Origin of the sequence: Nostoc sp. DedQUE09, from assembly GCF_034530915.1 — a bacterium.
Classification (GTDB): domain Bacteria; phylum Cyanobacteriota; class Cyanobacteriia; order Cyanobacteriales; family Nostocaceae; genus Nostoc.
The window spans coordinates 35,604-59,965 of sequence record NZ_JAVRCE010000007.1; the positions used below are offsets into that span (position 1 = coordinate 35,604).

The window sequence follows — 24,362 nt, forward strand, 5'->3', positions numbered from 1 at the left end:
TTACCATCACCACCAATCAAAGAATCATTACCATCATCACCAATCAAAGAATCATTACCATCATCACCAATCAAAGAATCATTACCATCACCACCAATCAAAGAATCATTACCATCACCACCAATCAAAGAATCATTACCATCATCACCAATCAAAGAATCATCAACAGAAGGAATATCTGCATCGACACTCACGAAACCATTTTGGACGCCGACGCCTATAGCTACGCCCCCGTTGACGTTGCTGGTTTCTTCGTCTGATAGTTCCTCAAAAAGTGGAGCTTGCAGATTTTGAATTTCTATCGTTTTTACTTTTTTCATATTTTTGAATCCTTTTAAACAACTTAATCAGTTAAACAAAAATTTGTCCAAGCAAATCGAGGTTGTAGGTTTGATGTGTGGGTGTGAGGTATTATGAGGATGATAAAGGATGCCGAAGAGGATATCTAATTAAAAATCATTCCCATCTCCTCCAGATATCAAATCTACAATATCTTGAAATCTGATTGACCCCCCACCAAAAAATCATTCCCATCTTGATCTCCTCCAGATATCAAATCTAAATTCACGTTTAAATCTGATTGATCCCCCACCAAATAATCATCGTCAAAACCTCCGAGGAGTGTATCTGAATCTATGATTGCTTGACCCCCTGACACTGCCGACGATTCGGAGTCTGATAGTTCCAATAGAGGAGCTTGCAGATTTTGAATTTCTATCGTTTTTACTTTTTTCATATTTTTGAATCCTTTTAAACAACTTAATCAGTTAAACAAAAATTCATCCAAGCAAATCGAGGTTGTAGGTTTGATGTGTGGATGTGAGATAATAAAGTCCGCCCCTCGCCTTTAGTCTTCTTCTACCGTGAAAAAAAGATAGGAAACTGGATTACGGCTTTCTACAAAAGTGAATTCCAACTTCGCCTCGCCCAGGTTCGCCGACACGCCCACAACATTACTTTGCAGGTTCGCCGACACGCCCCCGACTACGTTGCTGGTTTCTTCGTCTGATAGTTCCAATAGAGGAGCTTGCAGGTCTGTTACTTTGATTTTCCTTGAGAAGTATTGACTAGTCTTCATGAGCTTGCAACTGCTTTTTGACTGCATACTTAATGTATCAAGCTGGAGACAGGATAATCAAGGGTTCATACAAAATATCCTACTTATCCTACTTTTCCTACCTTTTTATAAAGCGTTACGAAACAGGAATTTATTCGCTGATGAGTGTGAATCTATGTCTGCTACGTTGTTACTGCCACCAAAAATAAAATTACAGTTTTGCAGTGTCTAGAATGCTTGCTACACAAACCTTTCAGAAAAAAGACTCTCAAAGGTGAGTGTGATTTTAGTTGTTGATCAGCTATTTAGTGTAGGTGGCACATATAAAAAAACCTCTAGAAGGCTTATTCCTAGAGGTTTTTATTTTATCCAAGTATTGCTCTGAGATTTTCAGAATTACCGATATATATCTACCTATTCTCTATCAACCGATTAATTAATTTCTGTCGAGTACCTGATAAAAGTTGCTTTCCAGTCGCAGTATGTTTTTAGAAATAAAATCGCAGTCCTATACTATTTACTGTTGCCTTCTTTTCTTTTGATCCAGTGCTTTTTGAACGGCATCTCTACAAAACTTTGCTGGATTATCCTGTTTTTGTATTTCTTCCTTCATTTCCTTTCCTTGGTAGCTCTAAAAGTAACATCAAAATCACGATGGAACAAAGAAGATTAAGCGTTCCTCACTCGTGGGAACAGCAAAGACTAATCAACCTTTATAAAGCTAAACAGAAATTAGAAGAGGTGATGTATTTGTTAGGTGAGTGAATGAGTTAAAAATTTCCTAGCGTGGCAAAACTTACTAGAGAAGAGCGAAAATCCTGTAATCTTGAGCTTGTAGCGAAATAATGGTGCAAAAACTTGGTAAGAAAAAGTTTAAAACCAGAGGCAACATCGTTTGAAGTACTCAATTGTGTTCAAAAAAAATGCCCTTTGTGTGGTGAAGCAATGTGGAATGAATACAATAATCCTCGGCATATAAGAACGCTAAATGGGGTAGTAGAACTACAGCTAAAAATTCGGCGATGTCAAAATAAGTCATGTCTGCGGTACAAAAAAGCATATCGACCAGAGCAAGAAGGGTCACTTGCCCTACCACAAAACGAATTTGGTTTGGATGTGATTTTATAAGGAGCATTACGCTATCAGGAACATAGAAGTGTTCCCCAAATACATGCTCACCTAGAATTAAAGGGTATATGTATAAGGTAAGCGTTCGGTCACGTACCTAATCGACAGATATGACGAGTTAATTTCTTTGTGGCTAAAAGACCATAAAAGGTTAAAAGCAATATTTAAAAATCAAGGACGAGTGATATTAGCCATCGATGGGATGCAGCCAGAAATTGGACATGAGGTATTATGGGTAATTCGAGATTGCTTATCAGGAGAAATAATACTAGCTAAAACCTTATTGTCATCAAGAAATGAAGATTTAGCAGCGTTATTATTAGAAGTAACTAATATTTTGGATGTACCAATTGATGGAGTTGTTAGTGATGGGCAACAATCAATTCGCAAAGCTGTTAGGTTAGCATTACCTAGAATTGCTCACGGTTTATGTCATTACCATTACCTGAAAGAAGCAATTAAACCCATATTAGTAAAACATACATGACACGAGTTGAAAATGAAAACACAAGGCTTAGACATTATCTCGTACGTCTTCACCGAAAAACTTTATGCTATTCCAAGACAGAAGAAATGATGAGATGCTCAGTTAAATTATTACTCCACTATTTAAAGTATCAAACTGTACCTACATAAATCGATTCATCCTTTCATTCAGCAACGCCAAAAAATTTTGTACTCTACTGGTCTTGCTCCCAAATGTCTTGTGCTAGAAATCACTGAAAACGTAATTATGGAAAACGGTGATCAAACTGGTGCTAACCTCTTAAGCTGTTGCGCCTACAATTTGCATATAATAGAGAGGAGTATACTTCAGGTAAAAGTTGCTATGCCTGCTAAAGGCTTTCTAAGCTTAGAACAAAAACAGCATCTACAAAAGTTCTTAAAACAAAGCGATCGCTTTGAAATGAGAGAGCGTGTTTTGATACTGTTATTGATGAATGATGGGAGAACGCAAGAAGAAATAGCAGCATTAATTGGTTGCTCCCGGAGAACAGTAGCACATTGGTGTGTGCATGGAGATCCAGATACCATAGAAAGCTTAGAAGACGGAAGGAGAAAAAGAAAATATAGAAAAGTTAATCAATTTTATATAGATAAACTATTAGAAACAGTAGAGAAAGAGCCAAGCGAATTAGGTTATGAGTTTGGCAGATGGACAGCAGAAAGATTATCAACATATTTAGAGAAAGAAACAGGACTAAAATTAAGCGGTTCTCAAGTGAGGAAAATATTAAAAAGAAAAAAGTATGCTTACCTTTGGGCAAAGTATAGTCTAGAGGACAAACAAAATACAGAGAAAAGACAAGAAATTAAAGAAAAGTTTCAAAATTATTTATCAATAGTAAGAGAAAGCCCGAAGCTTTACCAAATATGGTTTTGGGATGAAAGTGGTTTTAGTTTACGAGTTTTGAGGAGGAAAACTTGGGGTAAAAAAGGAAAAAGAAAAAAAGTCACTGGTCAACGTAGTAGAGGTCGAGTAAACATGATGGGAGGTTTAAGGCTTTTCGATAAAAAACGAGTATGTTATTTTGTTGAAAGAGGAAATGCAGAAACATTTTATGAACAGTTAAAAGAGCTACATAAATTTGTTGTGCAAGAATGGTTAGATTTAGGAAACAGTCTAGAAGACTTTCAAGAGCATGACCCGAAAGTAATCATCTTTCTAGATAATGCTAGTTACCATAAACGTAAAGATATTTGTGGCGAGATTGAAAATAATTTCCCGAATATTATTTTAGAATATCTATCCGCTTATAGTCCTGATTACAATCTAATCGAATTAGTTTGGCACTCATGTAAAGAATACATTGCACATAGACTATTTCAATCAGTGTGCGAATTAAAATCTACTTTAAATAGACTCTTGAATGATGGAGAGCTTATTATTAAGTGGGGAAGAAAGATAAAAGATAAAGGAAATGCTGTTTGTGCAAATTAAAAGCGCAACAGCTTAAAACTCAAGCGGATGGGCATTGCATTATCAATTGATGATTTTGGGAGCGGCTACTCTTCATTAAGTCGCCTTTCTAGCTTTCCGATTGATATATTGAAAATTGATCGCTCTTTTATCACCTTGATGAACGCAAGCAGCAGAAATTTAGAAGTTTGTGAAATTATCATTGCCTTGGCAAACAAACTTGGTGTTTCGCCCAGTGTTGAAGGTGTGGAGACACAACAGCAACTAGCACTTTTGAGAAAGTTGAAATGTGAATCTGCTCAAGGATATTTTTTCTCTGAACCATTGGATAGTTTAGAAGCGACAGCATTAATTGCCACCAATACTCAGTGGTAACTATTTTTTGAGCTTGATATCTTCCTAGAAGTTCGCTTTCCCCAAAATTGCGCTTGTGGAGGTCGGCAGAAGAGCTCTTGAGCAGGGGAACTCTTGAGAGGCTTATACCAAGTTCTTTTTCCTCTGCCCCTCTGCCCCACCGTCCCGCGTTATGGGTTCCTGCCATAGACCTCTGCCCCTCTGCTAACCACCAAGCATTGTTGACTTGGCAGACTACTAGTTTTGCTCAGGGCAAAAAGCATAAGATGACATCTTAAGTTGTGCTTCTTTCAATTGTAAAGGAACAAGGTACATTGAACTCTCCTCTGCACCCCTGCTCAAGAGCCTGCCTCCACCTAACATTTTTGGTTGGCAGACTACTAGGATCATCCATTCTTCGTCTGTGAGGCTGCTAGAGTATGGCATAACTTCTAAAAATTTTGCGCGCGCTCTACTTCAACATAGTAAAAGATGTCAAATGGGTTCTATAAACCTAGTAAAGTACCTAGCACTTCGTAAACTTAATGCAATCTGACTCACCTTGTTATGAGTAATACCCAGTTTGACAACTGGCTGTTCCGGCGTAAATTGACACGGATTCCAGAGGTATTTTGACTTTTGAAGAAGGCAGGAGGCAGAAGGCAGAGGGCAGAAGGAAGAACTGGATGGGGATTCAGACCCCAACCAGTTGTAAGCACCGTACAGACGGTAGGGTTTTATACCCTTGTTTCCTTCGGTCACAGGTAGAGAGAGGAGGCAGTATTCCCTTCTGCCTCCTGCCTCCTGCCCTCTGCCTTTTTCGATAAAAACAACATTAAAGCAATATCACCTGAACATGGGAGAAAAGTTTTAGCGATCGCTCTAGCGTGTGCAGGAGCCATAACCAGCAAGATGAGCAAATTCCCCTTGAGTCTACAATAAGAGAGATGCCGTCAGAATGATAATTTGATAAAATCTGAATGTAAAAATTTCTTGGCCATTGCTGCCCTACGCTTAGTTACAGTCTGCCAGTGAAAAGACATTTTCCTAACTCCTGTTCAAATGCCATGTGGATGACACCGTTTCTAACTAGAAGCACGTCACTGCGATTACGGTAACGTCCCTTTACTTTAAGAAATAGTTTCCTATGAGCGAAAACACGTCTGTTGGGAGTCTTTCTGAATCTGGTGTTTTAATAACCGATGAACTGTATCAGCGCCCTTGCAGACCGCTCAACCTGGAAGCCGAAGTTCAAATACTGAGGGCATTAGCGCAACAGCTAACCCGCCCTCCGCAAGCAATTCTTAAGTATCTGGTGTCAGCAGCAGTTGATTTGTGTCAAGCAGGAACAGCCGGGGTCAGTTTAATAGAAATCTTGCCGAATGGAGAAGAAGTATTGCGTTGGGTTGCCCTAGCAGGGGTTTATGAACCGTATGAGGGCGGCATCACCGATCGGGAATACAGTCCTTGTGGAGTCTGTTTGAGCCGAGGTTGTCCGCAACTGTATCATCACCCAGAGCGCTATTTTCCCAGCTTACAGCAAGCTGACCCTGCCATTGTCGAAGAGCTAGTGGTGCCGCTGTTGTTAGAGGGGCAAGCACTAGGCACAATTTGGATTGCATCACACTCCAGAGAGAGGCAGTTTGATAGCGAAGATATGCGGATGATGACAAGCCTTGCAGACTTTACTGCTGCGGCAATACATAGTAGTCGCCTTCGTCAAGCAGGTGTTGAGGTGCAACAGGCACTACGCCAAAGCCAAGCGCAGGTGCAGACATTGGTTACAAATATGCCAGGGATGGTGTATCGCTATAGCCCTTGTGCTGATGGTGTATCGCGCTTTATCTTTGTTAATTCAGGTTGCCTTGAATTGTTTGAAGTTGAGCCAAAAGAAGCAGTCCAGGACATAGACTCAATTTGGAGCCTGATTCATCCCGACGATCGCTTTTCGTTTCAAGCATCGGTTACGGCGGCCTCTGAAAACTTTCTCCCGTGGGACTGGCAAGGCAGAATTATTACCCCATCCGGGCAACTGAAGTGGATTCAGGGCAAGTCGAGTGCGGTACAAACAGCTGATGGAGCAGTCTGGGATGGATTGATAATTGACATTACCCAACGCAAACAGGCGGAACTGTTGCTGGTTGAGCAGAAGAAGCTGCTGGAGTTGGCTGCATCAGGACACCCACTCGATGAATGCCTTTCTTCTCTGTGTGCCTCAATGTGCAAGCTTAATCCTCGTGTTCGCGCCTGCATATTGCTGCCCAATGCTCAACGTTCGGCGTTTGAGAGCTTTATTACCCCGAACTTTGAGCTATCGTTTGGACAAGGACTCAAAGGCGCACCCATTAATGAACTGGCGATCAGCACCTGCGGCACAGCTGTGTATTGCGGTCAGCCTGTCACCTGCTCAGACATTGCCAAAGATGAGCGCTGGTCGCAAGGATGGCGAGATTTATGCGTAGCACATGGTATTCTGGCATGCCATTCTGCACCCGTGCTGGGTTTGGACGGTCAGTCTATCGGATCTCTGATGCTTTGCTTTGACGAAGCACGGATGCCGACCGATTGGGAATACCAACTAGCCGAGTTCGGTACGCATATCGCCAGTATCGTGTTCGAGCGCGATCGCTCAAACCTTGCTCTGCGAGAAAGCGAAGAACTCAAGCAACGCATTCTAGAGAGCAGCAATGACTGCATCAAAGTTTTAACATTGAACGGCGAAGTCCAATACATAAGTGAAGGTGGGCGATGCCTTTTGGAAATTGACGATCCAACGTCATTCCTAAACATGAATTGGGTGAGTTTTTGGCAAGGTGAAGACTATGAGAATGCATTAGCTGCTTTAGCGGCTGCTAAAGCCGGCAGTATGGGAGAATTTCAAGGCTACCTCCCGACTATGAAAGGCTTGCCGAAATGGTGGGATAGCATCATCTCGCCGATTCGGGATGAGTCAGGAAAAGTTGTCCAATTGGTTGCCATCTCACGAGATATCACCAAGCAAAAGCTTGCGGAAGCGGAACGCGAACGGCTGCTGCAACGAGAACAAACTGCACGAGAAGAAGCTGAAAGCGCCAACCGAATTAAAGACGAGTTCTTGGCAGTGCTATCCCATGAGTTGCGATCGCCCCTCAACCCAATTTTGGGTTGGACAAGCTTACTTCGCAATGGCAGATTGGATGCGGCAAAAACTGCTTATGCACTGGAAACCATTGAGCGCAACGCCAAACTACAAGTGCAATTAATTGAGGATTTGCTCGATATCTCTCGCATTCTAAGTGGCAAGCTGAGTTTAAATGTCATGCCCGTCGATCTAAGTGTAGTGATAAAAGCTGCCTTAGAAACCGTTCGATTAGCAGCAGAAGTTAAGTTACTGCAAATTCAGACGAAATTTTCACCACAGGTTGTGACAATTAACGCAGATGCAGGGCGGTTGCAGCAGGTATTGTGGAATCTTTTATCGAATGCAGTAAAATTTACGCCGGATGGAGGCGAGATTACAGTTGCATTAACAATAGCTGAAAATTATGCCCAAATTCAAGTAAGCGATATAGGAATTGGCATTAATCCTGACTTTCTGCCTTATATCTTTGAACATTTCCGGCAAGAAGACGGGGCAACGACCCGCAAATTTGGCGGATTGGGCTTGGGATTGGCGATCGCGCGGCAAATTGTCGAACTGCACGGAGGCACAATTCAAGTCGAGAGTTCAGGCGAAGGACAGGGAGCAACATTTATTGTCAAGTTGCCATTGCCCAGAAATAAAAATTATGGGACAACAGATGAACAGATTGCTGTGTTGCCGAGGCTTCGGGACTTACCGCTCTCAAATGTTCAGGTGCTTGTCGTTGATGATGACACAGACACTCGTGAGTTCATCCTCTTTGTTCTAGAACTGGCTGGAGCGATCGTTACCTCTGTGCCATCGGCGATTGCAGCATTAGAAGTCCTAGCCCAGTCTAAATTCGATGTACTGGTTAGTGACATTGGAATGCCAGAGATGGATGGTTATATGCTCATGCGACAAATTCGGGAAATGGAACAAGGTAAGCCAATTTCAGCAGTTGCCCTTACTGCATACGCTGGGGAAACTGATCAAGCTCAGGCTCTACTGGCTGGATTTCAAAAGCATGTTTCTAAACCAATCGAGCCAGAGATGCTTGTGCAAACGATTATAAGTTTAATCGCTTGCGGATAGCACTCCTGATAAAGCAAAACGAGAATAACTAGAGTATTTAAAAAACTCAATCTGACAAGAACCTAATTTGCTCAACTTATGGCTACAGTGACAATCGCAATGGCAGACAAACTTGACTTGACCAAAATAATTCAAAGTTTTCAACTATAAGCTGCTGATAGGAGCATACACGAAAATCTGAAAACCAACTCTATCGAAAGCGATCGCACCTATGCTTGTAGCCGCCAAAGAAGCTGTAGATAAATAGTGGCAGCGTAAAGATAGACAATGTTTAACTCCTTAACAGACTAAGGGACTTCCAAAAAATAAAACATCCCATTGAAGATAATGATAATCATTTTATCAGGGGAGAAAGCGGCAGCCGATGGCTGCCGCTTTCTCCCCCTCCTTTTTGTAGTAAATTCAGTAATAATGATTGAATTTTTAGGTGCAGCAGGGGTGTCTATAGTATTAACTTCTTCACTGAAACAACTATTGAAACAAACAGCATCTCAATTAAAAGGTGCTGCAAAACGTAAATTTATAGCGTCAACAGTCCAAGGTTTCGGTCTAGGTGGACAGAGACTGGCAGAATCGGAATTAGGATGGAATCGAGGTACTATCCGTAAAGGGATGAAAGAATTAACTAGTGGTATTACCTGCATTGACAATATGAGCGCCAAAGGGCGGTATAAAGCAGAATTACATTTACCAAATCTCTTAAAAGATATCAAAAATTTAGTAGATTCACAAAGCCAGACAGACCCAACTTTTAAAAGTCAAAGACTATATACTCGCCTCTGTGCTACTGAAGTTAGAAAGCAATTAATAGAAAAGTGTGATTATAGGGATGAAGATTTACCTACTTCAGAAACGATTCGTCTTAAACTGAACAAGTTAGGCTATAACTTGAGACGAGTAGCTAAAGTTCAACCTCAAAAAAAATTCCCCAAACCGACGCAATCTTTGAGCAACTAGATATAGTAAATCAAAATGCATCCTCTGACGAAAGTGTCTTGCGTCTGTCACTGGATGGAAAAGCTCGCGTCAAAATTGGCTCATTTGACCGAGGAGGTAAAAGCCGGGCTAAGGTCGAAGCTGATGACCATGATTATCATCCTAAAACAACCGTAACTCCTTATGGAATATTTCTTCCAGAGCTTGATGAACTTTTTTTATATTTTACCGAATCGAAAGTAACAAGCGATTTTATAGTTGATGTTTTAGAGGATTTTTGGATGAGTGAGAAACATCGTTTTTCTCACGTTAAAACATTACTTCTCAATCAAGATAATGGCCCAGATAATAGTTCTCGACGTACCCAGTTTATGAAACGTATAGTAGAGTTTGCCCACAAATACTCATTGAATATACGTTTAGCTTACTATCCTCCTTACCATAGCAAATATAATCCCATAGAAAGAACATGGGCAGTATTAGAAAATCATTGGAACGGCAGCATATTAGATGAAATAGAAACGGCTTTAAACTTTGCTGCTAGTATGACATGGAAGGGTAAACATCCAATTGTTAAGTTAGTTACTCAAACTTACGCCACCGGAGTGAAACTCACAAAAAAAGCTATGTCTGAAATTGAAAAACAAATTAAGCGTTTGACGAATTCTCAAAACGAATTTTTTCCCAATCTAGGTAATTGGTTTATTGATATTAATTTTGCCAAAACGTAAGTTATAAATAGTAATTTACAGCTTTATAGTCTTAAATAAACATAACTTCACTTTGCGAATTGCTCCCGTGAGTGTAGATTTTTCATGCTTACAAAGGGGGAAGAAAGCGGCAACCGTCGGTTGCCGCTTTCTTCCCCCTAATAATGATTATCATTATTGAGTCACTGCCCAAAGATTAATTTTTTGGGACAATTTATTCTTTGGAAGTCCCTAGAACAATCGATTCCCGATATACTTGTGAGTGATATTGGGATGGCTCAGATGGACGGCTATATGCTAATAGAGCAAATTCGTAGACGCGAAGCGGCTTGTCGTCAGACATCGCGACCACTCCAGCACGGTGGAATGATTCCAGCTATCGCGTTGACTGCCTATGCCGCAGAGATGGATCGACATCGGGCACTTCAACTCGGATTTCAAACTCATATCACAAAACCTGTGGAGCCGGAAGTGTTAGTCAGAGCGATTACAGTTTTGCTCCAACCTGGAGAGCGAAAGGTCAAAATGAGGCTTTGATTTTTTAAGCATTTGCCAGCTTCGGGTATATCTAACCACTGTTTTGAATTGCTATGCTTGGCAACAGTATTGGAATAAATGAATTTTATACTTTCGTAAACTAAGGACATCACAATAACCATCTATAACGATCGCCGCAGCCGCAGCCGCCCCCGATAGGACTCCTGCTGTAACCCCGAAAGAACCGCCAGCACCCCAAGTTCCGACCAATCCCCCAAATCCTCGCCATGCAGAGATACCCGATAGTAGCGGCAGGGCAAGCGATACCTACGGGAACACATTGCACCGTTACACACTCTGCCATAGCTATCGCCTCCGAAACTGCGCTTACCACAACCGCGCCTCCACAGCCCACGATTTTTACTTCGGGGGAGCAACACTTGCCCAGCTTTTGACAACAATTTGTTGTCAAAATATGACTGATGTTATCTAGTTAGGCTGCTTGGGACTGGCTCTGACCATCATTTTAGGATAATTTTCGCTGAATATGAGTGTATTTGTACTATTTACGGCTACGTGCTACTGCCTTAGTTGAACTAACCCTAAATAACCGGATTCTGGAGCAGGCGATCGCTGGATGAATAGCCCACTTTACCTTGAATGATCGCACAATTGTCCCTGTGTGGAGTTATTCGAGGCGATGATGGTATGCCTTGAGGGGGCAAATGTAAACCAATGATTGATGACACATCTGACTGAGTTACATCGTGGGTGCTGTTGATACTTACCCTTAACTCTTGTATGACGGCAGTTTCAATATGCTTCGTTATTTCTGCGTAAAACACAAAACAAAAGAAGAAGAATATTACATATCAAACTTCTATATAAACCAGAGGACAACACTTTAAAAGTCCTCTATTTTATTTCTTGTAATCATAAATTATGTCCTATCCCGTGTTCATATAATAAATAGTTAGACATCAATAACTTGGTGTTCGACTATGAGAGTTCTTGAAACAGAGCGTTTAGTTCTTCGTCAGTTGACACTTGAAGATAGCGGGTTCATTCTTGAGATATTGAATGACCCTCTGTGGTTGCGCTTTATTGGTGATAAAGGTGTGAGAACTCTCGATGATGCTCGTGACTATATTTTGAAGAATCCGGTCGCTATGTATGAGCGTCTCGGCTTCGGGCTGTATTTGGTTGAACTAAAGGAAAAGAGCGTGTCAATTGGAATTTGCGGTTTGATAAAAAGAGATTCCTTGGAGGATGTGGATGTTGGGTTTGCCTTTCTTCCTAAATTCCGGGGAAAAGGATACGCCTATGAATCTGCTTCTGCTGTCATCATGTATGGGAGAAGAACCTTCGGCTTAACTCGTATTGTCGCTATCACTACACCGGACAATTATGGTTCAGCAAAGCTGCTCAAAAAACTAGGACTAAGCTTTGAGCGAATGATTAAACTATCTGATGATAGTAAAAGTGTTAGTTTGTTTATTTCTGATGTCTAACAATTGCGGTGCAGTGGATTGAAGAAAGCCGCTCGTACTGAGTTCGAGTTTTTAGCAACCTCTGAGCGCAGCCGCTATGCCACGAATTTCAGTTACCGTCGTAAGCATTTCATAAGCTCATCAATGATTGCAATTGTGTGTCTGAACTATCTTCCAATTCTTGAAGAATTGGGATAGTTGATCTTTTAACGCTTCAGCAGTGTGAATAAGATTAGACTCTTAAGCTGTTTTTAGCTTCATTGCAAGGCCATCTGTCAGCCAAAAAGCTAAATGGCTAAAATTCTTCACTTTACATTTGACGATTTTGGACTAGGAGTCATACTAAAAAAAGGCTCATGATTCTAGCAATCGCTAACTATATTTCCAAGCAGCCATTTGGCTAAGGAAATAGTTGAAACTGGGTTGACATTCATTATTGATGAAAACTTATTAGTAGGGAGGTGAAGCCATGAACCAGTCTCATGAGGAAGACAAAAATAAATTCCTTGACCCTCGTGGTCGCTACTACGGACAGGTTAAACCAGAAAACTTAGTGTTTAATGCTAACTTGCAAGAATTTGCTCAAAAAGTTGGCATGATCACCAGTTTAGAAAGCAATGGTAAGCTTGAGCCAGAAGATGCTTATCAGCAAATTAAGGAACTTTGGAAACAGCTAAAGCGCAGTAAGAAGGAACTGGGGATCGGTAACGAGCCACCGACAACAACTTGAAGTTACTTTAATTCTGGGGTAATCACCTCAAACTCATTCCTCCTGAGTGAAACTATAATGTTTTCCTGATCTGAATCTACAAGAATTAAGCCAGCGTATGCTTGATCGACCATCTGAGTCTGGCTCTCGACCACAAACAACCCCAACTTTTCCAGTTACATAGAAAGGACGTAGAATCAAAACTGTGTCTCCTACTTGAGGAGGGTCTGGGGTCTGCAATAGCGCTCCTAAAGGTGTTAGCTGTGAAAAATGGACTTATACAAGTGAAAAGCTTTGTTGTATAACCTTATCTTAATCAAGGCTTAATTCCTAGCTAATGTTTTTGTTAATGCAAGTGATGGAATGCTTTAAGGCTAGAGCAGCACTCCACAAGGGGACGCACGTTAACGTTAAAAACCAAGTTCTCTGTCTATCATCAGATAACCCGCAGTAAGATAATGCCTTGCTACACCCATGAATTAGATGCCATAATCACCACAGCCACAGCACTATTTGACGGCAGTTGAGATAGAAAACCGCAGCATCAGGCTACTCAGCATTTCCTTGTCCAACCTGGATAACGCCAAACAAACCCAAGTAATTCAATTGCCACTATTTCAGAATGGAGGTGTCATTTTTTAGCGATGGCGGAGTGTGCTTGCATGTCGCGATCGAACTTTGCCCTGAAATTCAACTAAATATTATTCAACAGCCAAAACTTTTACTCTTTTATGGAACCACTATCATCTGAACTGAAGCAACCTGAATCAAGCCTAGAAACTACTATTACGTTGATTAAGCGCTTTAGTGCTGGGGCGGTAATCGGACTAGTGATTGCTGTAATGCATTGGTATTGTTACACAACCTATTTTGGGTATTCACTACCTCTAGCTAGAAGCACTGTGGGCTGTGTTTTACTATCAATTATCTGCGGATTGATGACACTCAAATGGGGCTACAAGACATTAGAAACGTTGTTAGAGAAATTGTCTTAATAAAAAGATTGCTGGCAAATTTAATGGGAGATGCCCCTTTTTTTATTACTTAAAAGCCCCTGCCTAAGACAGCGCACCTCTAGAAAATCCTCTGGTTAAGAGTAGTCTTTCACTACTCCAGGTTGCCACTGGCGGGAGACGAGATTGTAGGCTTGTACTGGAGTTGCCCCCGTCACATCTGCAACCACCTCTACATTCTTCTAGCCGAGCGGTAGATAGTCGTAACTTGAATCCCACCCACGCATCAATAGCGGAATTTCAGGTATAACTAATAACTTGAAGAAACCTGAGCAAAGAGAGAAACGTCTACAAAGGTAAGCATTCAATTTATTATGAAACCTTTGCTCAAACCAACTTTTAACTTCTTTTTGGGTTCATTAACTGCCAAAATGGGAGCAGGTGCTACTGCAATTATGTTGTTATGTGCTTTGATGATTAAATCAGTAGTTGCTCAAGTGCCAAGCTTTACCGATATTGACGATGATGTTTACGCCAGAGAGATTCAAGAGGCTGTTCAGAAAGGGCTTATTGCAGGCTTTACTTCTAATAATACCTTTCGTCCTACGTTAGAGCTAACACGGGAACAGATAATATCAATGGTAATAAACATGCTCAGTAAACTGCCCGTCAGTAGTGCGACTGTGCCACATGACCCACCACCAGCAGCAGGAAACTTATTGAAAGTGACTAGCAAGCCTTATCGGGATGTGCAGGTAACTCGTTGGAGCGCTGCAATGATTGAGTGGGCAAAATTTAACGGGATTATGCAAGGCTATTCTGATGGCACTTTTCGTCCTAGCCAAACAGTAACCCGTGCTGAGTTGATGACGGTATTGCGTAAAGCCGTTCAATATGCTGATGAGGGCGGAGGAATTTCAGCCCTTATAAACAAGCAGCAGGCAATAGCCTTCAGTGATATATCTAACCATTGGGCGAAAAAACCAATTACAGAGATGTCTGTCTACTGCGGTGTTGCAACTCCGGTCAACGAAACAGGAAATGCCTTTTCTCCTAATCTTGGGACACGGCGTAATTATGCCGCAGCAGCTACATTACGCTTGCTCAACTGTCTTAGGAAGTAAGTTCAACTCTGCATTGTTTTATGTGTCTGTCCAAAGCAGGAGTAAGCAATCCCCTTTATGCTTAGGCGAAAGCTTATCGCCCGTCACCAATGGTGATTAACAATCTCTTTCCATAGCCGTGCGATCGCTACCTTGGGGTAATGGTGCATTCATGTTTAACCAAGTTTTAATAACCATTGGTTTACAGGCATACAAATGATGGGGTTGTATTGATGCTTGGTTTATTAAGTTATAGCAGTTTGATAGCACCATTCAGTCCGCTAGTTTGGGAGCATTTCACATCTCGAACTTTCTAATTGATTGGATGGGCAAAGAGCCTATGAACGACATTTACCAGCACAGCGTCATGAGATAGTTAAACAGAAGATTCAACGAATTGAACAGAAGCACTTGAGATTAAGAACAAGAATCAAACAGCTAGCTTGGAAGACAATTTGCTTTTCTAAAACAGAGGAGATTACGGCATAGTTATAGGTTTATTCATCAACCGCTATGAGTTTGGTTTACTAGTTTAAGGACATAGCAGCCGATCTAGAACATTGCCAATTTATCTTTATGGGTGCAGTCATTAGCAATATTGCCCCTCTACAAAGAACAAATCTCTTTTATCTTACATTTTATTCTAGCCGCCTACTTAGCTGAGAACCACCCAAGCGTAGCTAATGACTCCTAAAATTGCTATACCAACAATTGCTTCTCCTTGCTCATTCAAAAGATGGTAAAAGCTATTCAAAAAGTAGTTTAATGCTGCCTGGCGACTTTTACCTAATTCAGTCATCAGCAATTTAACCCTCGCATCTACCTCTTCAATAGAGACTTCACCTTTTTGGTAAGCAACTTCTAACTCATTTAACTTGCACCAGTATTCTTTGGTATCTTCCACAAGGTTAGGAAACATAATTGAAGATATATTTAACAATGTTAACTTTCATTACGATTCTATCTTGCCAGCTAAAGCAGATGGTTCTGTCGATTTGGTGATATTTTCTCGAAGATCAAGGGTTGAGCTATATAAGTTGAGCTATATAAATAGATGCAACAAGCGTAGAGGATATTATTGTTTCCCAAGGTTTCCGTCTGCTGTAGGCTAGGGCATCGTTAGGATTAATCTTGAAGGCTTGATTATAATCAGTGATTCGTTGTAAGGATTCAGTACCAGAACTATCATAATTATCAGTTTCTACAGTAATAGCTTTGTACAAAAGTAAACTACCTACTGTCCAAGCGTAATGAATGCCCACGAAGAGGATTTTGGCACGGTAACATGAGGTACAGATTGTCGGGAGCACCTGCTCCAAGTCATAGTCAGTCACCCGTGCGATGGAATCCCTAGAGGTAAAAAACCTTGTCACCTTTTTCAGAGATGCTGGGAGACATCCATTCCACACTGTAAAACCACGTATCGTTAATCAGTTGAATTTCCTGAACAATACGAATTGGTGGGCCATCACCGTGAAACCGAAACTCAACTAACTCACCCAGGCGAAACACAGGTTTTTCTTTAATAACCGATTGCAAATTACCTGTACCAATAAGTTCACCTCCCAAAACAGTAATATTGGTATTACTAGCGTTGATTTCATATTTCCAGCCATGTTCTGACCACTCCACACCAGTGCAATAACCAAAAGCTTTGGCAGACTTTACGTACACTCGCTCTAACAAACTGACCAGTAACGGCGAGATTCGTTGACCCCAAGGTGGAGAGATGTACCAGCACTGTTCTAAGTTTTGGACAAGGTTAGTCATACAGTCACTCCGAATAATTTACTCTGTGCAGATATAAATAGTTGTGTTGCGAAACTGGGAGGGACAGAGTAGCCGATGATTGACCCCGCCGTAGCAGTCTCAGGCGGGAACTCATACCAAGACGGAAAACCTTGCAAAATGGCTGCACCTTGAATTGACAAAGACTTGACCGTACCATCAGGCAACCAAATATCAGCGAACTTACTTCGGTTGCAGCCTTTGTGATCGGTGAAGTGGGATTGCAGAATGGTATTGCAAGGTAAATGTCCAGGTTTGTATTTGGAGTGTATACGCCCCCCCACTCTTTCTATTAACAATGGTGTTGGCGCATTCCCGGCTAAAAATTTCTCTAAAGCTTGCCGTTGTTTGGGGAGTAGTTGGGAATCAGTCATCGTGGGGATGAGATGGGCGATCGTTTCGTACCAACCACAAGGTGTAGCTCCCGAAGGTAAGGCAACGTGAAAACCTCTACTTGCAATCAAAACTAACCGCCGCCGCGCCTGGGGCAACCCAAAGTCAGCCATGTTGACCACACTGTAATTGACCGAGTACCCCTGTTGTTCTAAAGCATTCAGGATGATACTGAAACTCTGACTGTTCTGATAGCGCGGCACATTCTCCAGCGTAAACACCCGTGGCTGCAACTGTCGGATGGCTTCTGCTACTGCGATCGCTGCCGTCAGATCATCAGCCGTTTCAATACCCTTACCAGCTTTGGCTGTGTGAGCTTGGCTGAAGTTGGCGCACACCGGGGAGGCGTGGAGATAGTCGGGGCGGCGGGGAAAACCTAGAAATCCTAACCGTGCTACTTCTTGAACTGTTAGCTGGATTATTCTACAGCCATACTCGCTGAAGTTGTGGTGATGGGTTTTGGCGATCGCCTGACTTAGCTCTGGTTTGCTTGGGTCGAACTCTACTGCAATGACTGGGCGAATACCAGCTTGCACCATCCCCGTTTCAATCCCGCCGCCACCAGCAAAAAGTACTACAGCGATCGGTGCATCATCTGGAAGAACTGGTTTTAATTTTGTGTTATCAAAATTTTTGCAGACATCTAAAATTTTTGGTGATGTCTTTTTGGATTTCGCTTTTTTGATAAAGGCGGTAATATCTTCCCTGGTTGCCCCAAGGTGTTGTAGTGTGCGAATTATGGGGACTGTTTTAGTCATGCAGCCACCTCCATGACCAAATCATCGGGTATTTCAAAAATTCCCAACCGCCCAATGTAAAGAATCGGCGTAATTTCTCGCGGATTCTCCAGATGCCAATGGTATTGCCCAGCCATCCCCCAGCCAGATGCAACTTGTGAGAACTTGCAATCTACTATTGTGACAATGCCAATAACTTGACCGCGACGTAGAGATATTAGTTCTGGGATTACTACTCCCATGCTTTGACAAAATTCTTTCGCCTCAAAGTATTCTTTTTTGGTACAGGTTTTTGCGGCGTGAATCAGAATGTCGCCGCGATAATGAATGGGCCAGCCTCGGTTTTCAATATCTTTAAGAGCATAAATTATTGCCCATGCCCAAGGCTGACGGACGGATAGCGCTTTCATATATCGACCTCTAAGACTTAAAAAAAGTTCATTGCATCAAATTATCTTGCCAAGTTCAAAAATTTCGAGGTCGATAAATCGCACAACATGGTCGCAGTGCCGAGCTTACCGTAAAGGCGGTTTTTCTCAACAATCAACTCGATAGTGCGGTCACTGGGGTCTTTTGTGTAGACAGCATCTCGGTAAAGCATGATTAACTGGTCACAAACCTCAAAGATTTCGCCAGAGTTGCGAAGTAAATGACGATTAGGGCGTTTATCAGCCGTTGTTTGATTGCCCCGATTGATTTGACAGCCCAAGAAAACAGGGATTTTGTGAGACTTAGCAATATCCCGAATCTGGCGGGTAATCTTGCCGACTTCAAAAGCCATGTTACCGCCGGATTCCAGAGGGATCTGCTGCAAGTAATCAATAAACACAGCCCCAATAGAACCACCAAATTCGGCAATAGCACGGCGGACCGCACTTGCAATCATTGTGGTTGTAGGGGAGGAATGCTCATAGACTTTCCAAGGCAGTTCCACCATCTGTCCTATGCCTTGTGCTATTTGCTCCCAGTAGGATTGAGTATTGGTTTGAATCATAGAAGCGTCTACGCCAGTGATTCGGGCTAGCATTCGGGCATTGAGTTGATTCTTGTCCATTTCTGGAGTTACATACAGAACTGGTTTTCCAAGTTTGGTCATGATTTCGTAAGCGTAAGAAACCATGAAGTGAGTTTTGCCCATGTGGGACTCAGCTGCTACTACAACCAAGCTGCTTGGATAAATTCCCCCGGTGATATTTTCGACGTCATACCAGCCAACTTTATCGCCTGCCATACTTCCCATCTCCAACTTTTGAAAAAGTTCAATGCCCATATCTTGTGCTGAGAAAACTTTGCAGCGTTCATCGCTTTGATTTTGAGTAACACCAAAAACTTTCGCCTCAGCAAGCGATAGTACAAGTGGTAGTTCAGTTTGCGTCTCGTAACCGAGATGGACAATTTCATTGCCCACTTTGATTAACTGTCGCCGTCGATATTTCTCCATCACCAAATCAGCCAAAGCATCGATGTTGACGGCGGATACAGTGCGGTCTACCAGAGTCGCTAACTTGTTTCTGCCACCAATGCGATTGAGCAAATTGTGGTCAGACAACCATGCGGTGACGCTTAGGAAATCTGTGGGTTGATATGTAGCATGAAGCTGGGCTGCGGCTTGATAGATATCTTTGTGGGCGCTGATGTAGAAGGCTTCAATGCTCAAACGATCGCTGACTCTAGTCATTGCTTCTGGGTCAAGCATAATTCCGCCCAAAATCGCTTCTTCAGCCTCAATGTTTTGAGGTGGCAAGTTGACTTGATTTCGGTCAGGGGCAAAAGAAACTACGTTGTCTTGATTAGAATGCATAATTAGGCTCTTAGTGCTAATTTTAACTGCGCTTCAACTTCTCGTAAATTTATGGAAGATGGTCTGGTGTTGCTCGGAACTTTTGGCTCATTTGCTTTGGCTTGAAGTTTCGCTTTTAGCTCCAGCATCTGTGGGCTGTGTTGATATTCATTGGATGGAACCCGAATGGATTGCTCAAGAGTACGGCGCTTTTGATCTTGTGCCAAAGCATCTTCGAGCGTGATGCTAGTGATATTGTTTGCTCTGTGAGCCAAAGCAGTGTGCTGTTGAGGTAGGGGCTGTTTTTCTGTTTGCAATAGTGTTTGCTGATAACGCTGCATCAGGTTCGTCCATCCCCCTTTGGTTTTCTCCCAGGTGTTCATTACTGCGATCGCATGAGTAATTTCGAGTTGTGCCGAGCATTTCGACTTAGTGGCTAATTCTTGTGCCAGGAAGTCCACGACTATCGGGTTGAAGTTCTGGTAGAGGTTATTCAGCTTTCGCTCTCCACTGTGCCAAGGTAAAACCCAGCGATTCCACTTGATTTTTTCTCTGACAACCAGTGGTACAAAATCATCAGCAAAAGCAGTCGGATCTGTGATCCACGCATCAATCAGTTCTTTCACGTTCTGTGCTGTCTTGTAGGGACAGGTTAGTTGCAGCTTATTCGATTGTTCGCGTTTCTCGAACGACCCCGCCGCAATAGTTGATCCTCTTGAGGGGTTATCGGTTTGTTGCGAAGACTCGGAATTTTTTGACAACGTTCGCGCAGCGTCTCGTAGAGAAGTGGGTTGTTGTGGGGTTGGTTCTTCTGGGGTTGGTTTTTCTAAGCTTGGTTCTTCAAGTTCAATTTCTTTCGTTGTTAAATCAAGTTCTTCTTTTTCACACATACTCTCTTGGGTGGGGGGCGCGGGTGGCGAAGCTAGGGGCGCGTCCTTGAGTGGATAGACTTCAATTGGATAATCTTTAATTGGATAATCTTTGGGTGTCCCCCCAACACTACCGGGGTGTTCCCCCAACACTACCGGGGGTGTTCCCCCAGCACTACCGGGGTGTCCCCCCAGCACTACCCCTAGTGTCCCCCCAACACCACCTAAATCTTTCTTTCCTCTAATTAAGGAAGACGGTTTTAATGGATTAGGAAACCAATCTTCCATGTCCGTAAGACTGTAATGATTTGATGTTTGTAGCCCATTATTCTCTCTGCTGGTTTTTGTGATCAAATTCCAACAGATAAGTTCATTTACTGCTGCGATCGCTTTTCGGCGTAAAGTGTCAGTTGGTGAATTTGGAAAAGACCCCCGAAAGCAGAACTCACCAATGGATTTGTAGGAAGGGAAAGCATTGTTATCACAACCGGCTCGACGGCACAAATGACAGTAAACACGATATGCCTCCATTGTTAATGGCAAATCGTCAAGCTTACTATCCATATAAATATGGCGTTTTTTTCTGTTATCGCTAAAGCTGTCGGTAGTCATCTTTTAAACCCTCCAGGAATGTTTATTTTTTTTGTTAAACTCATCGTTAGAACCCTACAAAAAACTTTTTCTTCCCCCGCCCGTGAAAAACAGTGTGGGGGATTTGCTTTTACTCTCGTACCGGAACAGGAAATTCTCTAACTTGGAGATGAAGAGGAAACTCTTCAATCTCCCCCCCTTTCTTGCCACGGGTTTTTAATCGCTGCCCGTTTAAGTAAGCATTCGCCCCCAACTGCTTTACAAACACAGGCGTTTGGGATTGTTGGCACTGTTGGACAATAGACTCAATCCATTCAATGTGGCATGGTCTAGAATTCGGGACAGACTTACCCCCTGCAACAATCCATTGGATATCTTCATTTACTAATTCCCATTCGTAGGAATCACTAATTAATTTTTGAATTGCACCTCCTTGCCTAAAATCGATTTCTTCAAGCAGTGGCTCACAAGATAAAAACCGAACTGCGGCAGGAATTTGCAAGAGAATTGGAATGCGTTTGTTCGCCATTTGTTGATTCTCAGTGGAGGTTCCTAACCACACATTTGGTAAGGGAAATGGTTGATCAATAAAATATTGTTGGAGATTAATTGATCCTCCAAATTTCTCACTAATAGCGTCCCAAAGAACATCTTTGGCTGCTTCATACCATTTGACCCGTAGTGATTGTTGACTAAAATAGTCCTTCATTCTTTCTGGTCGCTTAGTCAAAATTTGAAAAGTATGCTGAGGTGAAAGAGCAACAACAGCCATTACTTGATGAATCCATTCATCAGAGACATTGGCGTGAAACAAATCAGCCATTGAGCATACAAAAATTCTTTTCGGCTTTTTCCAACATAATGGTTTAATAAGTTGAGATTTGACAAATTCAACTGTGCCATCCCAATTACTAACAGTTTGATACTGGGGGAATTGTTGAAGTCGCGGGGATTTGGCAGCTTTCGCTGCATAACATCGCGCACAGCCAGGACTTCCAGGAACCCGTGAACAGCCAACAATTACATTCCAGGTTTCGTCACACCATTGTATATTTGTAGACATAATTACCTCTTCAATTAATAGTTTGTACTAACTTCACCACACGCTATCGCCCGAACAATATCGAATACTTGTTCTTGAGTTATGGCCTGCTCAGGATTTTTGTAAAACCCAGCGATCGCCGACTTGGGACGAATAATAATTTGCTGCCCTGTTGCGCGTTTGTCCCACACAAAGCACGAGATGGTAACGTTATCGGTAGCCCAACGAGTACCCCGTTTGTCTTTCCGAAAACAGAAGCGTGGCAGAATCAGTACAAGTGACGGCGGGTGCTGCTGTAAGAAATCAGCCCGATCATCACAGGGTTCGAGAAAGCTGGTAAGTAAAAAAGCGGCAACACCTACACGAGCTTTCTGGTAGGCATTCTTGATGATGGGTGCAGCAAATTCCGCGTATGGTGGATTAGTGCAGATCCAATCGCAATCGGGAAACTTAGCCCATGAATCGGATAGTGTTGCATCCAGATGATAATCAGCTGCTTTATGTGGATCAATATCGTTCGTCCACATTTGCTTGGTGTAAGGCCACACTCTAAGTAAAGAAGCGATCGCTCCATGCCCCGCACACGGCTCACCAATCACATTAGATAAGGGAACATGGCGCAGTAGTTCAGTTGTGAACCATGAAGGTGACTCGTAGAAGTTGAGAGGATGTCTACCAAAAGTTTCTATAGATGCACTTATAGGTGGTTGTGGTGTCAGTAGTTGTGCAACAGTCATAAACTCTCTCCCATTTGTTTTACAATCTTGGCGCTCATAGATTCAAAATCTACTTGGTAAATATTCAAATCTGCTTGCATTTCTCCACTGTTATAGCGGTCTGTTATATGCTGTTTAATTGCTGCTTTTGATAACCCATTGGGAATATCAATGTGAGCTTCTGATGTGATTTTTTCAACTAATGTAACGATGACTTTCATATCCGTTATCCTGAAAGTAAGGAGTATCTTTGTGTGGCGATTGTTACTTATTGAGTGGCAATCGCTTTTTATTTTGATTGTTAGAAATCTTGAAGTTACGACACTTTTTTGAGATGTGTATTATTTGCTAGAGTAGTCATCTTTGTAACGGATCATGTCAGAAGTTTGGTAGTTGCTTGACTACGTGAAAGAGAAGCTTTTAATGTTGTTGGTGATATTTGATGCTTTAGCAAAAAATTCCATCTTTAGATTAGCGAACGTTTCTGTGGTGGGGGCGTTCGCTTTCACTTGGTCAGCACTGGTTCCTTCTTACTAGCGAAAGCCCCCGCCTGCCTTAGCGCTGCATTAGGACTGGGATGGGCAAAGAACTCTTCTACAGCTTTGGTTAAGCCTGCCGCAACAGCCGGATCATGGCAAGCGTAAACATAGATGGGCTGCTGCACACCATTGACCAGCCGTGTCTCTTGGCGTGAGCCTAACTGAGGGTAGAATGTTCTCACCCATGTGCCCAAGTGTCCGCGATAGTGAGCGCCGCTCATGGGGACTTTTTTACCGAGTTCGCTTTCTGCAAAATTCACCACGCCCAGCCAGCGTTCTTCTGAAGGGGTGAGCAATTTTCTGTTGTGTTCTGCCAAAAGGTTCCCGGCATAGTCTTTAAATTGCTGTTCGATGTACGGGTTGAGTCTGCCACCAGTTAACTCAGCTAAAGTCTTCATTGCCAAGACAAGAGTATGCAATCGCTGTTCAACTGGGGGGAGGGCTGGTGTAGTGGGTTGTTCTTGTGGTTGAGTAGCGGGTTTTGTCCAGCCCATAATGTCTTGCATCCAGGCGCGAACACCGATACTTTCAAATGCTTCACAGGCTAATCTTGCTTGTTCACTGCATCTTTTCCCCGCTTCGTAGCCGTAATAGTGAAGTATGGCGGCAACTGCTATGTCAGGGATACCGGACTGCGACCACCCTAAAATCTCTACGGCTTCAAACCCTTTACGGATAAGCTTTTCAACCAGTTTAGACCGAGAATTGTCTACAGCAGTTTTGAGACTTCTGACTAATCCAGTAGCATCGATATTGGCGAGTCTTGCTGTAGCTCGAATACTAGCTTTACCTTGTCCATTAGAGTCAACAGTGATTTCTTGCTTTATCTGTTCAATAATTTGAGCGACTTCGATTTGTGACATAACTTTAGTTGGGTGATAATTTGTTGTTGATT

At 42.4% G+C, this 24,362-nt stretch carries 29 protein-coding genes and 2 pseudogenes; 14 read left to right on the forward strand and 17 right to left on the reverse strand.

Annotated elements, in window-relative coordinates; all coding sequences use genetic code 11:
- The 3 genes from RMY27_RS06595 to RMY27_RS06605 all read right to left on the reverse strand — a co-directional run.
- Positions 1-320 (reverse strand): bacteriocin (locus tag RMY27_RS06595; RefSeq protein ID WP_322661547.1); only part of this gene is annotated, 320 nt, incomplete at its 3' end.
- 164 nt (positions 321-484) lie between these two features.
- Positions 485-736, reverse strand: coding sequence for a hypothetical protein (locus RMY27_RS06600; RefSeq protein WP_322661549.1), 252 nt, complete (start codon positions 734-736; stop codon positions 485-487).
- Between the two features lie 111 nt (positions 737-847).
- Positions 848-1,078, reverse strand: a complete 231-nt coding sequence (locus RMY27_RS06605) for a hypothetical protein (protein ID WP_322661551.1) — start codon at positions 1,076-1,078, stop codon at positions 848-850.
- A gap of 924 nt (positions 1,079-2,002) precedes the next feature.
- On the opposite strand from RMY27_RS06605, the gene RMY27_RS06610 reads away from it, so the two are divergent.
- The 5 genes and pseudogenes from RMY27_RS06610 to RMY27_RS06630 all read left to right on the forward strand — a co-directional run bounded on the left by RMY27_RS06610 (position 2,003) and on the right by RMY27_RS06630 (position 4,481).
- On the forward strand, positions 2,003-2,185 hold the full coding sequence (locus tag RMY27_RS06610) for a hypothetical protein (protein ID WP_322661553.1): 183 nt from the start codon (positions 2,003-2,005) through the stop codon (positions 2,183-2,185).
- A gap of 127 nt (positions 2,186-2,312) precedes the next feature.
- Positions 2,313-2,672: a hypothetical protein gene (locus tag RMY27_RS06615; RefSeq protein ID WP_322661555.1), complete on the forward strand. Its 360-nt coding sequence runs from the start codon at positions 2,313-2,315 to the stop codon at positions 2,670-2,672.
- Positions 2,654-2,821: pseudogene (locus tag RMY27_RS06620) on the forward strand (IS1 family transposase); the annotation flags it as partial. The gene RMY27_RS06615 and the pseudogene RMY27_RS06620, both read left to right, overlap by 19 nt.
- 193 nt (positions 2,822-3,014) lie before the next feature.
- Complete coding sequence (locus tag RMY27_RS06625; RefSeq protein ID WP_322661775.1) at positions 3,015-4,127, forward strand: IS630 family transposase; 1,113 nt, start codon at positions 3,015-3,017, stop codon at positions 4,125-4,127.
- 27 nt (positions 4,128-4,154) lie between these two features.
- Positions 4,155-4,481, forward strand: a complete 327-nt coding sequence (locus RMY27_RS06630) for an EAL domain-containing protein (protein ID WP_322661556.1) — start codon at positions 4,155-4,157, stop codon at positions 4,479-4,481.
- 716 nt (positions 4,482-5,197) lie between these two features.
- Here RMY27_RS06630 and RMY27_RS06635 read toward each other — a convergent pair.
- Positions 5,198-5,341: a hypothetical protein gene (locus tag RMY27_RS06635; RefSeq protein ID WP_322661558.1), complete on the reverse strand. Its 144-nt coding sequence runs from the start codon at positions 5,339-5,341 to the stop codon at positions 5,198-5,200.
- 245 nt (positions 5,342-5,586) lie between these two features.
- Here RMY27_RS06635 and RMY27_RS06640 point away from each other — a divergent pair, with 245 nt between their 5' ends.
- The 3 genes from RMY27_RS06640 to RMY27_RS06650 all read left to right on the forward strand — a co-directional run bounded on the left by RMY27_RS06640 (position 5,587) and on the right by RMY27_RS06650 (position 10,817).
- Positions 5,587-8,634 (forward strand): ATP-binding protein, encoded by a 3,048-nt coding sequence (locus tag RMY27_RS06640; RefSeq protein WP_322661560.1) that lies wholly within the window; start codon positions 5,587-5,589, stop codon positions 8,632-8,634.
- Positions 8,635-9,078: 444 nt separating this feature from the next.
- Positions 9,079-10,301 (forward strand): ISAzo13 family transposase gene (locus tag RMY27_RS06645; RefSeq protein ID WP_322661777.1). Its coding sequence is split into 2 segments (ribosomal slippage): positions 9,079-9,559 and positions 9,559-10,301, totalling 1,224 coding nucleotides; the frame shifts between segments, so codons are not numbered across the junction.
- 183 nt (positions 10,302-10,484) lie between these two features.
- Positions 10,485-10,817: a response regulator gene (locus RMY27_RS06650; protein ID WP_322661562.1), complete on the forward strand. Its 333-nt coding sequence runs from the start codon at positions 10,485-10,487 to the stop codon at positions 10,815-10,817.
- Between the two features lie 122 nt (positions 10,818-10,939).
- On the opposite strand, the gene RMY27_RS06655 is transcribed toward RMY27_RS06650, so the two are convergent.
- Positions 10,940-11,215: a hypothetical protein gene (locus RMY27_RS06655; RefSeq protein ID WP_322661564.1), complete on the reverse strand. Its 276-nt coding sequence runs from the start codon at positions 11,213-11,215 to the stop codon at positions 10,940-10,942.
- 543 nt (positions 11,216-11,758) lie between these two features.
- On the opposite strand from RMY27_RS06655, the gene RMY27_RS06660 reads away from it, so the two are divergent.
- The 5 genes and pseudogenes from RMY27_RS06660 (at position 11,759) to RMY27_RS06680 (ending at position 15,033) form a co-directional block, all read left to right on the forward strand.
- Positions 11,759-12,268: a GNAT family N-acetyltransferase gene (locus RMY27_RS06660; RefSeq protein ID WP_322661566.1), complete on the forward strand. Its 510-nt coding sequence runs from the start codon at positions 11,759-11,761 to the stop codon at positions 12,266-12,268.
- A gap of 448 nt (positions 12,269-12,716) precedes the next feature.
- A complete protein-coding gene (locus tag RMY27_RS06665) occupies positions 12,717-12,977 on the forward strand; it encodes a hypothetical protein (RefSeq protein ID WP_322661568.1) in 261 nt (86 codons plus the stop codon).
- A 404-nt stretch (positions 12,978-13,381) separates the two neighbouring features.
- Positions 13,382-13,483 (forward strand): annotated as a pseudogene (locus RMY27_RS06670) (hypothetical protein); the annotation flags it as partial.
- 204 nt (positions 13,484-13,687) lie between these two features.
- On the forward strand, positions 13,688-13,951 hold the full coding sequence (locus RMY27_RS06675; protein ID WP_322661570.1) for a hypothetical protein: 264 nt from the start codon (positions 13,688-13,690) through the stop codon (positions 13,949-13,951).
- A gap of 332 nt (positions 13,952-14,283) precedes the next feature.
- Positions 14,284-15,033 (forward strand): S-layer homology domain-containing protein, encoded by a 750-nt coding sequence (locus RMY27_RS06680; RefSeq protein ID WP_322661572.1) that lies wholly within the window; start codon positions 14,284-14,286, stop codon positions 15,031-15,033.
- Positions 15,034-15,129: 96 nt separating this feature from the next.
- On the opposite strand, the gene RMY27_RS06685 is transcribed toward RMY27_RS06680, so the two are convergent.
- A complete protein-coding gene (locus RMY27_RS06685; protein WP_322661574.1) occupies positions 15,130-15,285 on the reverse strand; it encodes a hypothetical protein in 156 nt (51 codons plus the stop codon).
- 48 nt (positions 15,286-15,333) lie between these two features.
- On the opposite strand from RMY27_RS06685, the gene RMY27_RS06690 reads away from it, so the two are divergent.
- Positions 15,334-15,501: an IS1 family transposase gene (locus RMY27_RS06690; protein WP_416212314.1), complete on the forward strand. Its 168-nt coding sequence runs from the start codon at positions 15,334-15,336 to the stop codon at positions 15,499-15,501.
- A 166-nt stretch (positions 15,502-15,667) separates the two neighbouring features.
- On the opposite strand, the gene RMY27_RS06695 is transcribed toward RMY27_RS06690, so the two are convergent.
- The 11 genes from RMY27_RS06695 to RMY27_RS06745 form a co-directional block, all read right to left on the reverse strand.
- Positions 15,668-15,931, reverse strand: a complete 264-nt coding sequence (locus RMY27_RS06695; RefSeq protein WP_322661428.1) for a hypothetical protein — start codon at positions 15,929-15,931, stop codon at positions 15,668-15,670.
- 109 nt (positions 15,932-16,040) lie between these two features.
- Positions 16,041-16,385 (reverse strand): hypothetical protein, encoded by a 345-nt coding sequence (locus tag RMY27_RS06700; protein ID WP_322661576.1) that lies wholly within the window; start codon positions 16,383-16,385, stop codon positions 16,041-16,043.
- On the reverse strand, positions 16,363-16,782 hold the full coding sequence (locus RMY27_RS06705; RefSeq protein ID WP_322661578.1) for a DUF1392 family protein: 420 nt from the start codon (positions 16,780-16,782) through the stop codon (positions 16,363-16,365). Before RMY27_RS06705 ends, RMY27_RS06700 begins: the two co-directional genes overlap by 23 nt.
- Positions 16,779-17,951 (reverse strand): DNA cytosine methyltransferase, encoded by a 1,173-nt coding sequence (locus RMY27_RS06710; protein ID WP_322661579.1) that lies wholly within the window; start codon positions 17,949-17,951, stop codon positions 16,779-16,781. The genes RMY27_RS06705 and RMY27_RS06710 overlap by 4 nt, the downstream gene beginning before the upstream one ends.
- Positions 17,948-18,340 (reverse strand): ASCH domain-containing protein, encoded by a 393-nt coding sequence (locus RMY27_RS06715; protein ID WP_322661581.1) that lies wholly within the window; start codon positions 18,338-18,340, stop codon positions 17,948-17,950. The genes RMY27_RS06710 and RMY27_RS06715 overlap by 4 nt, the downstream gene beginning before the upstream one ends.
- Before the next feature lie 41 nt (positions 18,341-18,381).
- Complete coding sequence (locus RMY27_RS06720) at positions 18,382-19,731, reverse strand: replicative DNA helicase (protein WP_322661583.1); 1,350 nt, start codon at positions 19,729-19,731, stop codon at positions 18,382-18,384.
- A gap of 2 nt (positions 19,732-19,733) precedes the next feature.
- Positions 19,734-21,191, reverse strand: a complete 1,458-nt coding sequence (locus RMY27_RS06725; RefSeq protein ID WP_322661585.1) for a hypothetical protein — start codon at positions 21,189-21,191, stop codon at positions 19,734-19,736.
- 109 nt (positions 21,192-21,300) lie between these two features.
- Complete coding sequence (locus RMY27_RS06730; RefSeq protein ID WP_322661587.1) at positions 21,301-22,233, reverse strand: phage Gp37/Gp68 family protein; 933 nt, start codon at positions 22,231-22,233, stop codon at positions 21,301-21,303.
- A gap of 14 nt (positions 22,234-22,247) precedes the next feature.
- On the reverse strand, positions 22,248-22,949 hold the full coding sequence (locus RMY27_RS06735; protein WP_322661589.1) for a hypothetical protein: 702 nt from the start codon (positions 22,947-22,949) through the stop codon (positions 22,248-22,250).
- Entirely contained in the window at positions 22,946-23,149 is a 204-nt protein-coding gene (locus tag RMY27_RS06740) for a hypothetical protein (protein WP_322661591.1), read from the reverse strand. Before RMY27_RS06740 ends, RMY27_RS06735 begins: the two co-directional genes overlap by 4 nt.
- A gap of 284 nt (positions 23,150-23,433) precedes the next feature.
- The gene (locus RMY27_RS06745; RefSeq protein ID WP_322661593.1) at positions 23,434-24,330 is read right to left on the reverse strand and encodes a hypothetical protein; all 897 of its coding nucleotides are present in this window, start codon (positions 24,328-24,330) and stop codon (positions 23,434-23,436) included.
- Positions 24,331-24,362 lie beyond the last annotated feature (32 nt).

Coding starts and splice junctions, on each gene's coding strand:
- RMY27_RS06600 (WP_322661549.1), bottom strand. CDS start 736: ATGAAAAAAGTAAAAACGATAGAAATTCAAAATCTGCAAGCTCCTCTA.
- RMY27_RS06605 (WP_322661551.1), bottom strand. CDS start 1,078: ATGAAGACTAGTCAATACTTCTCAAGGAAAATCAAAGTAACAGACCTG.
- RMY27_RS06610 (WP_322661553.1), top strand. CDS start 2,003: ATGTGGAATGAATACAATAATCCTCGGCATATAAGAACGCTAAATGGG.
- RMY27_RS06625 (WP_322661775.1), top strand. CDS start 3,015: ATGCCTGCTAAAGGCTTTCTAAGCTTAGAACAAAAACAGCATCTACAA.
- RMY27_RS06630 (WP_322661556.1), top strand. CDS start 4,155: ATGGGCATTGCATTATCAATTGATGATTTTGGGAGCGGCTACTCTTCA.
- RMY27_RS06635 (WP_322661558.1), bottom strand. CDS start 5,341: ATGGCTCCTGCACACGCTAGAGCGATCGCTAAAACTTTTCTCCCATGT.
- RMY27_RS06640 (WP_322661560.1), top strand. CDS start 5,587: ATGAGCGAAAACACGTCTGTTGGGAGTCTTTCTGAATCTGGTGTTTTA.
- RMY27_RS06660 (WP_322661566.1), top strand. CDS start 11,759: ATGAGAGTTCTTGAAACAGAGCGTTTAGTTCTTCGTCAGTTGACACTT.
- RMY27_RS06665 (WP_322661568.1), top strand. CDS start 12,717: ATGAACCAGTCTCATGAGGAAGACAAAAATAAATTCCTTGACCCTCGT.
- RMY27_RS06675 (WP_322661570.1), top strand. CDS start 13,688: ATGGAACCACTATCATCTGAACTGAAGCAACCTGAATCAAGCCTAGAA.
- RMY27_RS06680 (WP_322661572.1), top strand. CDS start 14,284: ATGAAACCTTTGCTCAAACCAACTTTTAACTTCTTTTTGGGTTCATTA.
- RMY27_RS06685 (WP_322661574.1), bottom strand. CDS start 15,285: ATGGTGCTATCAAACTGCTATAACTTAATAAACCAAGCATCAATACAA.
- RMY27_RS06695 (WP_322661428.1), bottom strand. CDS start 15,931: ATGTTTCCTAACCTTGTGGAAGATACCAAAGAATACTGGTGCAAGTTA.
- RMY27_RS06705 (WP_322661578.1), bottom strand. CDS start 16,782: ATGACTAACCTTGTCCAAAACTTAGAACAGTGCTGGTACATCTCTCCA.
- RMY27_RS06710 (WP_322661579.1), bottom strand. CDS start 17,951: ATGACTAAAACAGTCCCCATAATTCGCACACTACAACACCTTGGGGCA.
- RMY27_RS06715 (WP_322661581.1), bottom strand. CDS start 18,340: ATGAAAGCGCTATCCGTCCGTCAGCCTTGGGCATGGGCAATAATTTAT.
- RMY27_RS06720 (WP_322661583.1), bottom strand. CDS start 19,731: ATGCATTCTAATCAAGACAACGTAGTTTCTTTTGCCCCTGACCGAAAT.
- RMY27_RS06725 (WP_322661585.1), bottom strand. CDS start 21,191: ATGACTACCGACAGCTTTAGCGATAACAGAAAAAAACGCCATATTTAT.
- RMY27_RS06730 (WP_322661587.1), bottom strand. CDS start 22,233: ATGTCTACAAATATACAATGGTGTGACGAAACCTGGAATGTAATTGTT.
- RMY27_RS06735 (WP_322661589.1), bottom strand. CDS start 22,949: ATGACTGTTGCACAACTACTGACACCACAACCACCTATAAGTGCATCT.
- RMY27_RS06740 (WP_322661591.1), bottom strand. CDS start 23,149: ATGAAAGTCATCGTTACATTAGTTGAAAAAATCACATCAGAAGCTCAC.
- RMY27_RS06745 (WP_322661593.1), bottom strand. CDS start 24,330: ATGTCACAAATCGAAGTCGCTCAAATTATTGAACAGATAAAGCAAGAA.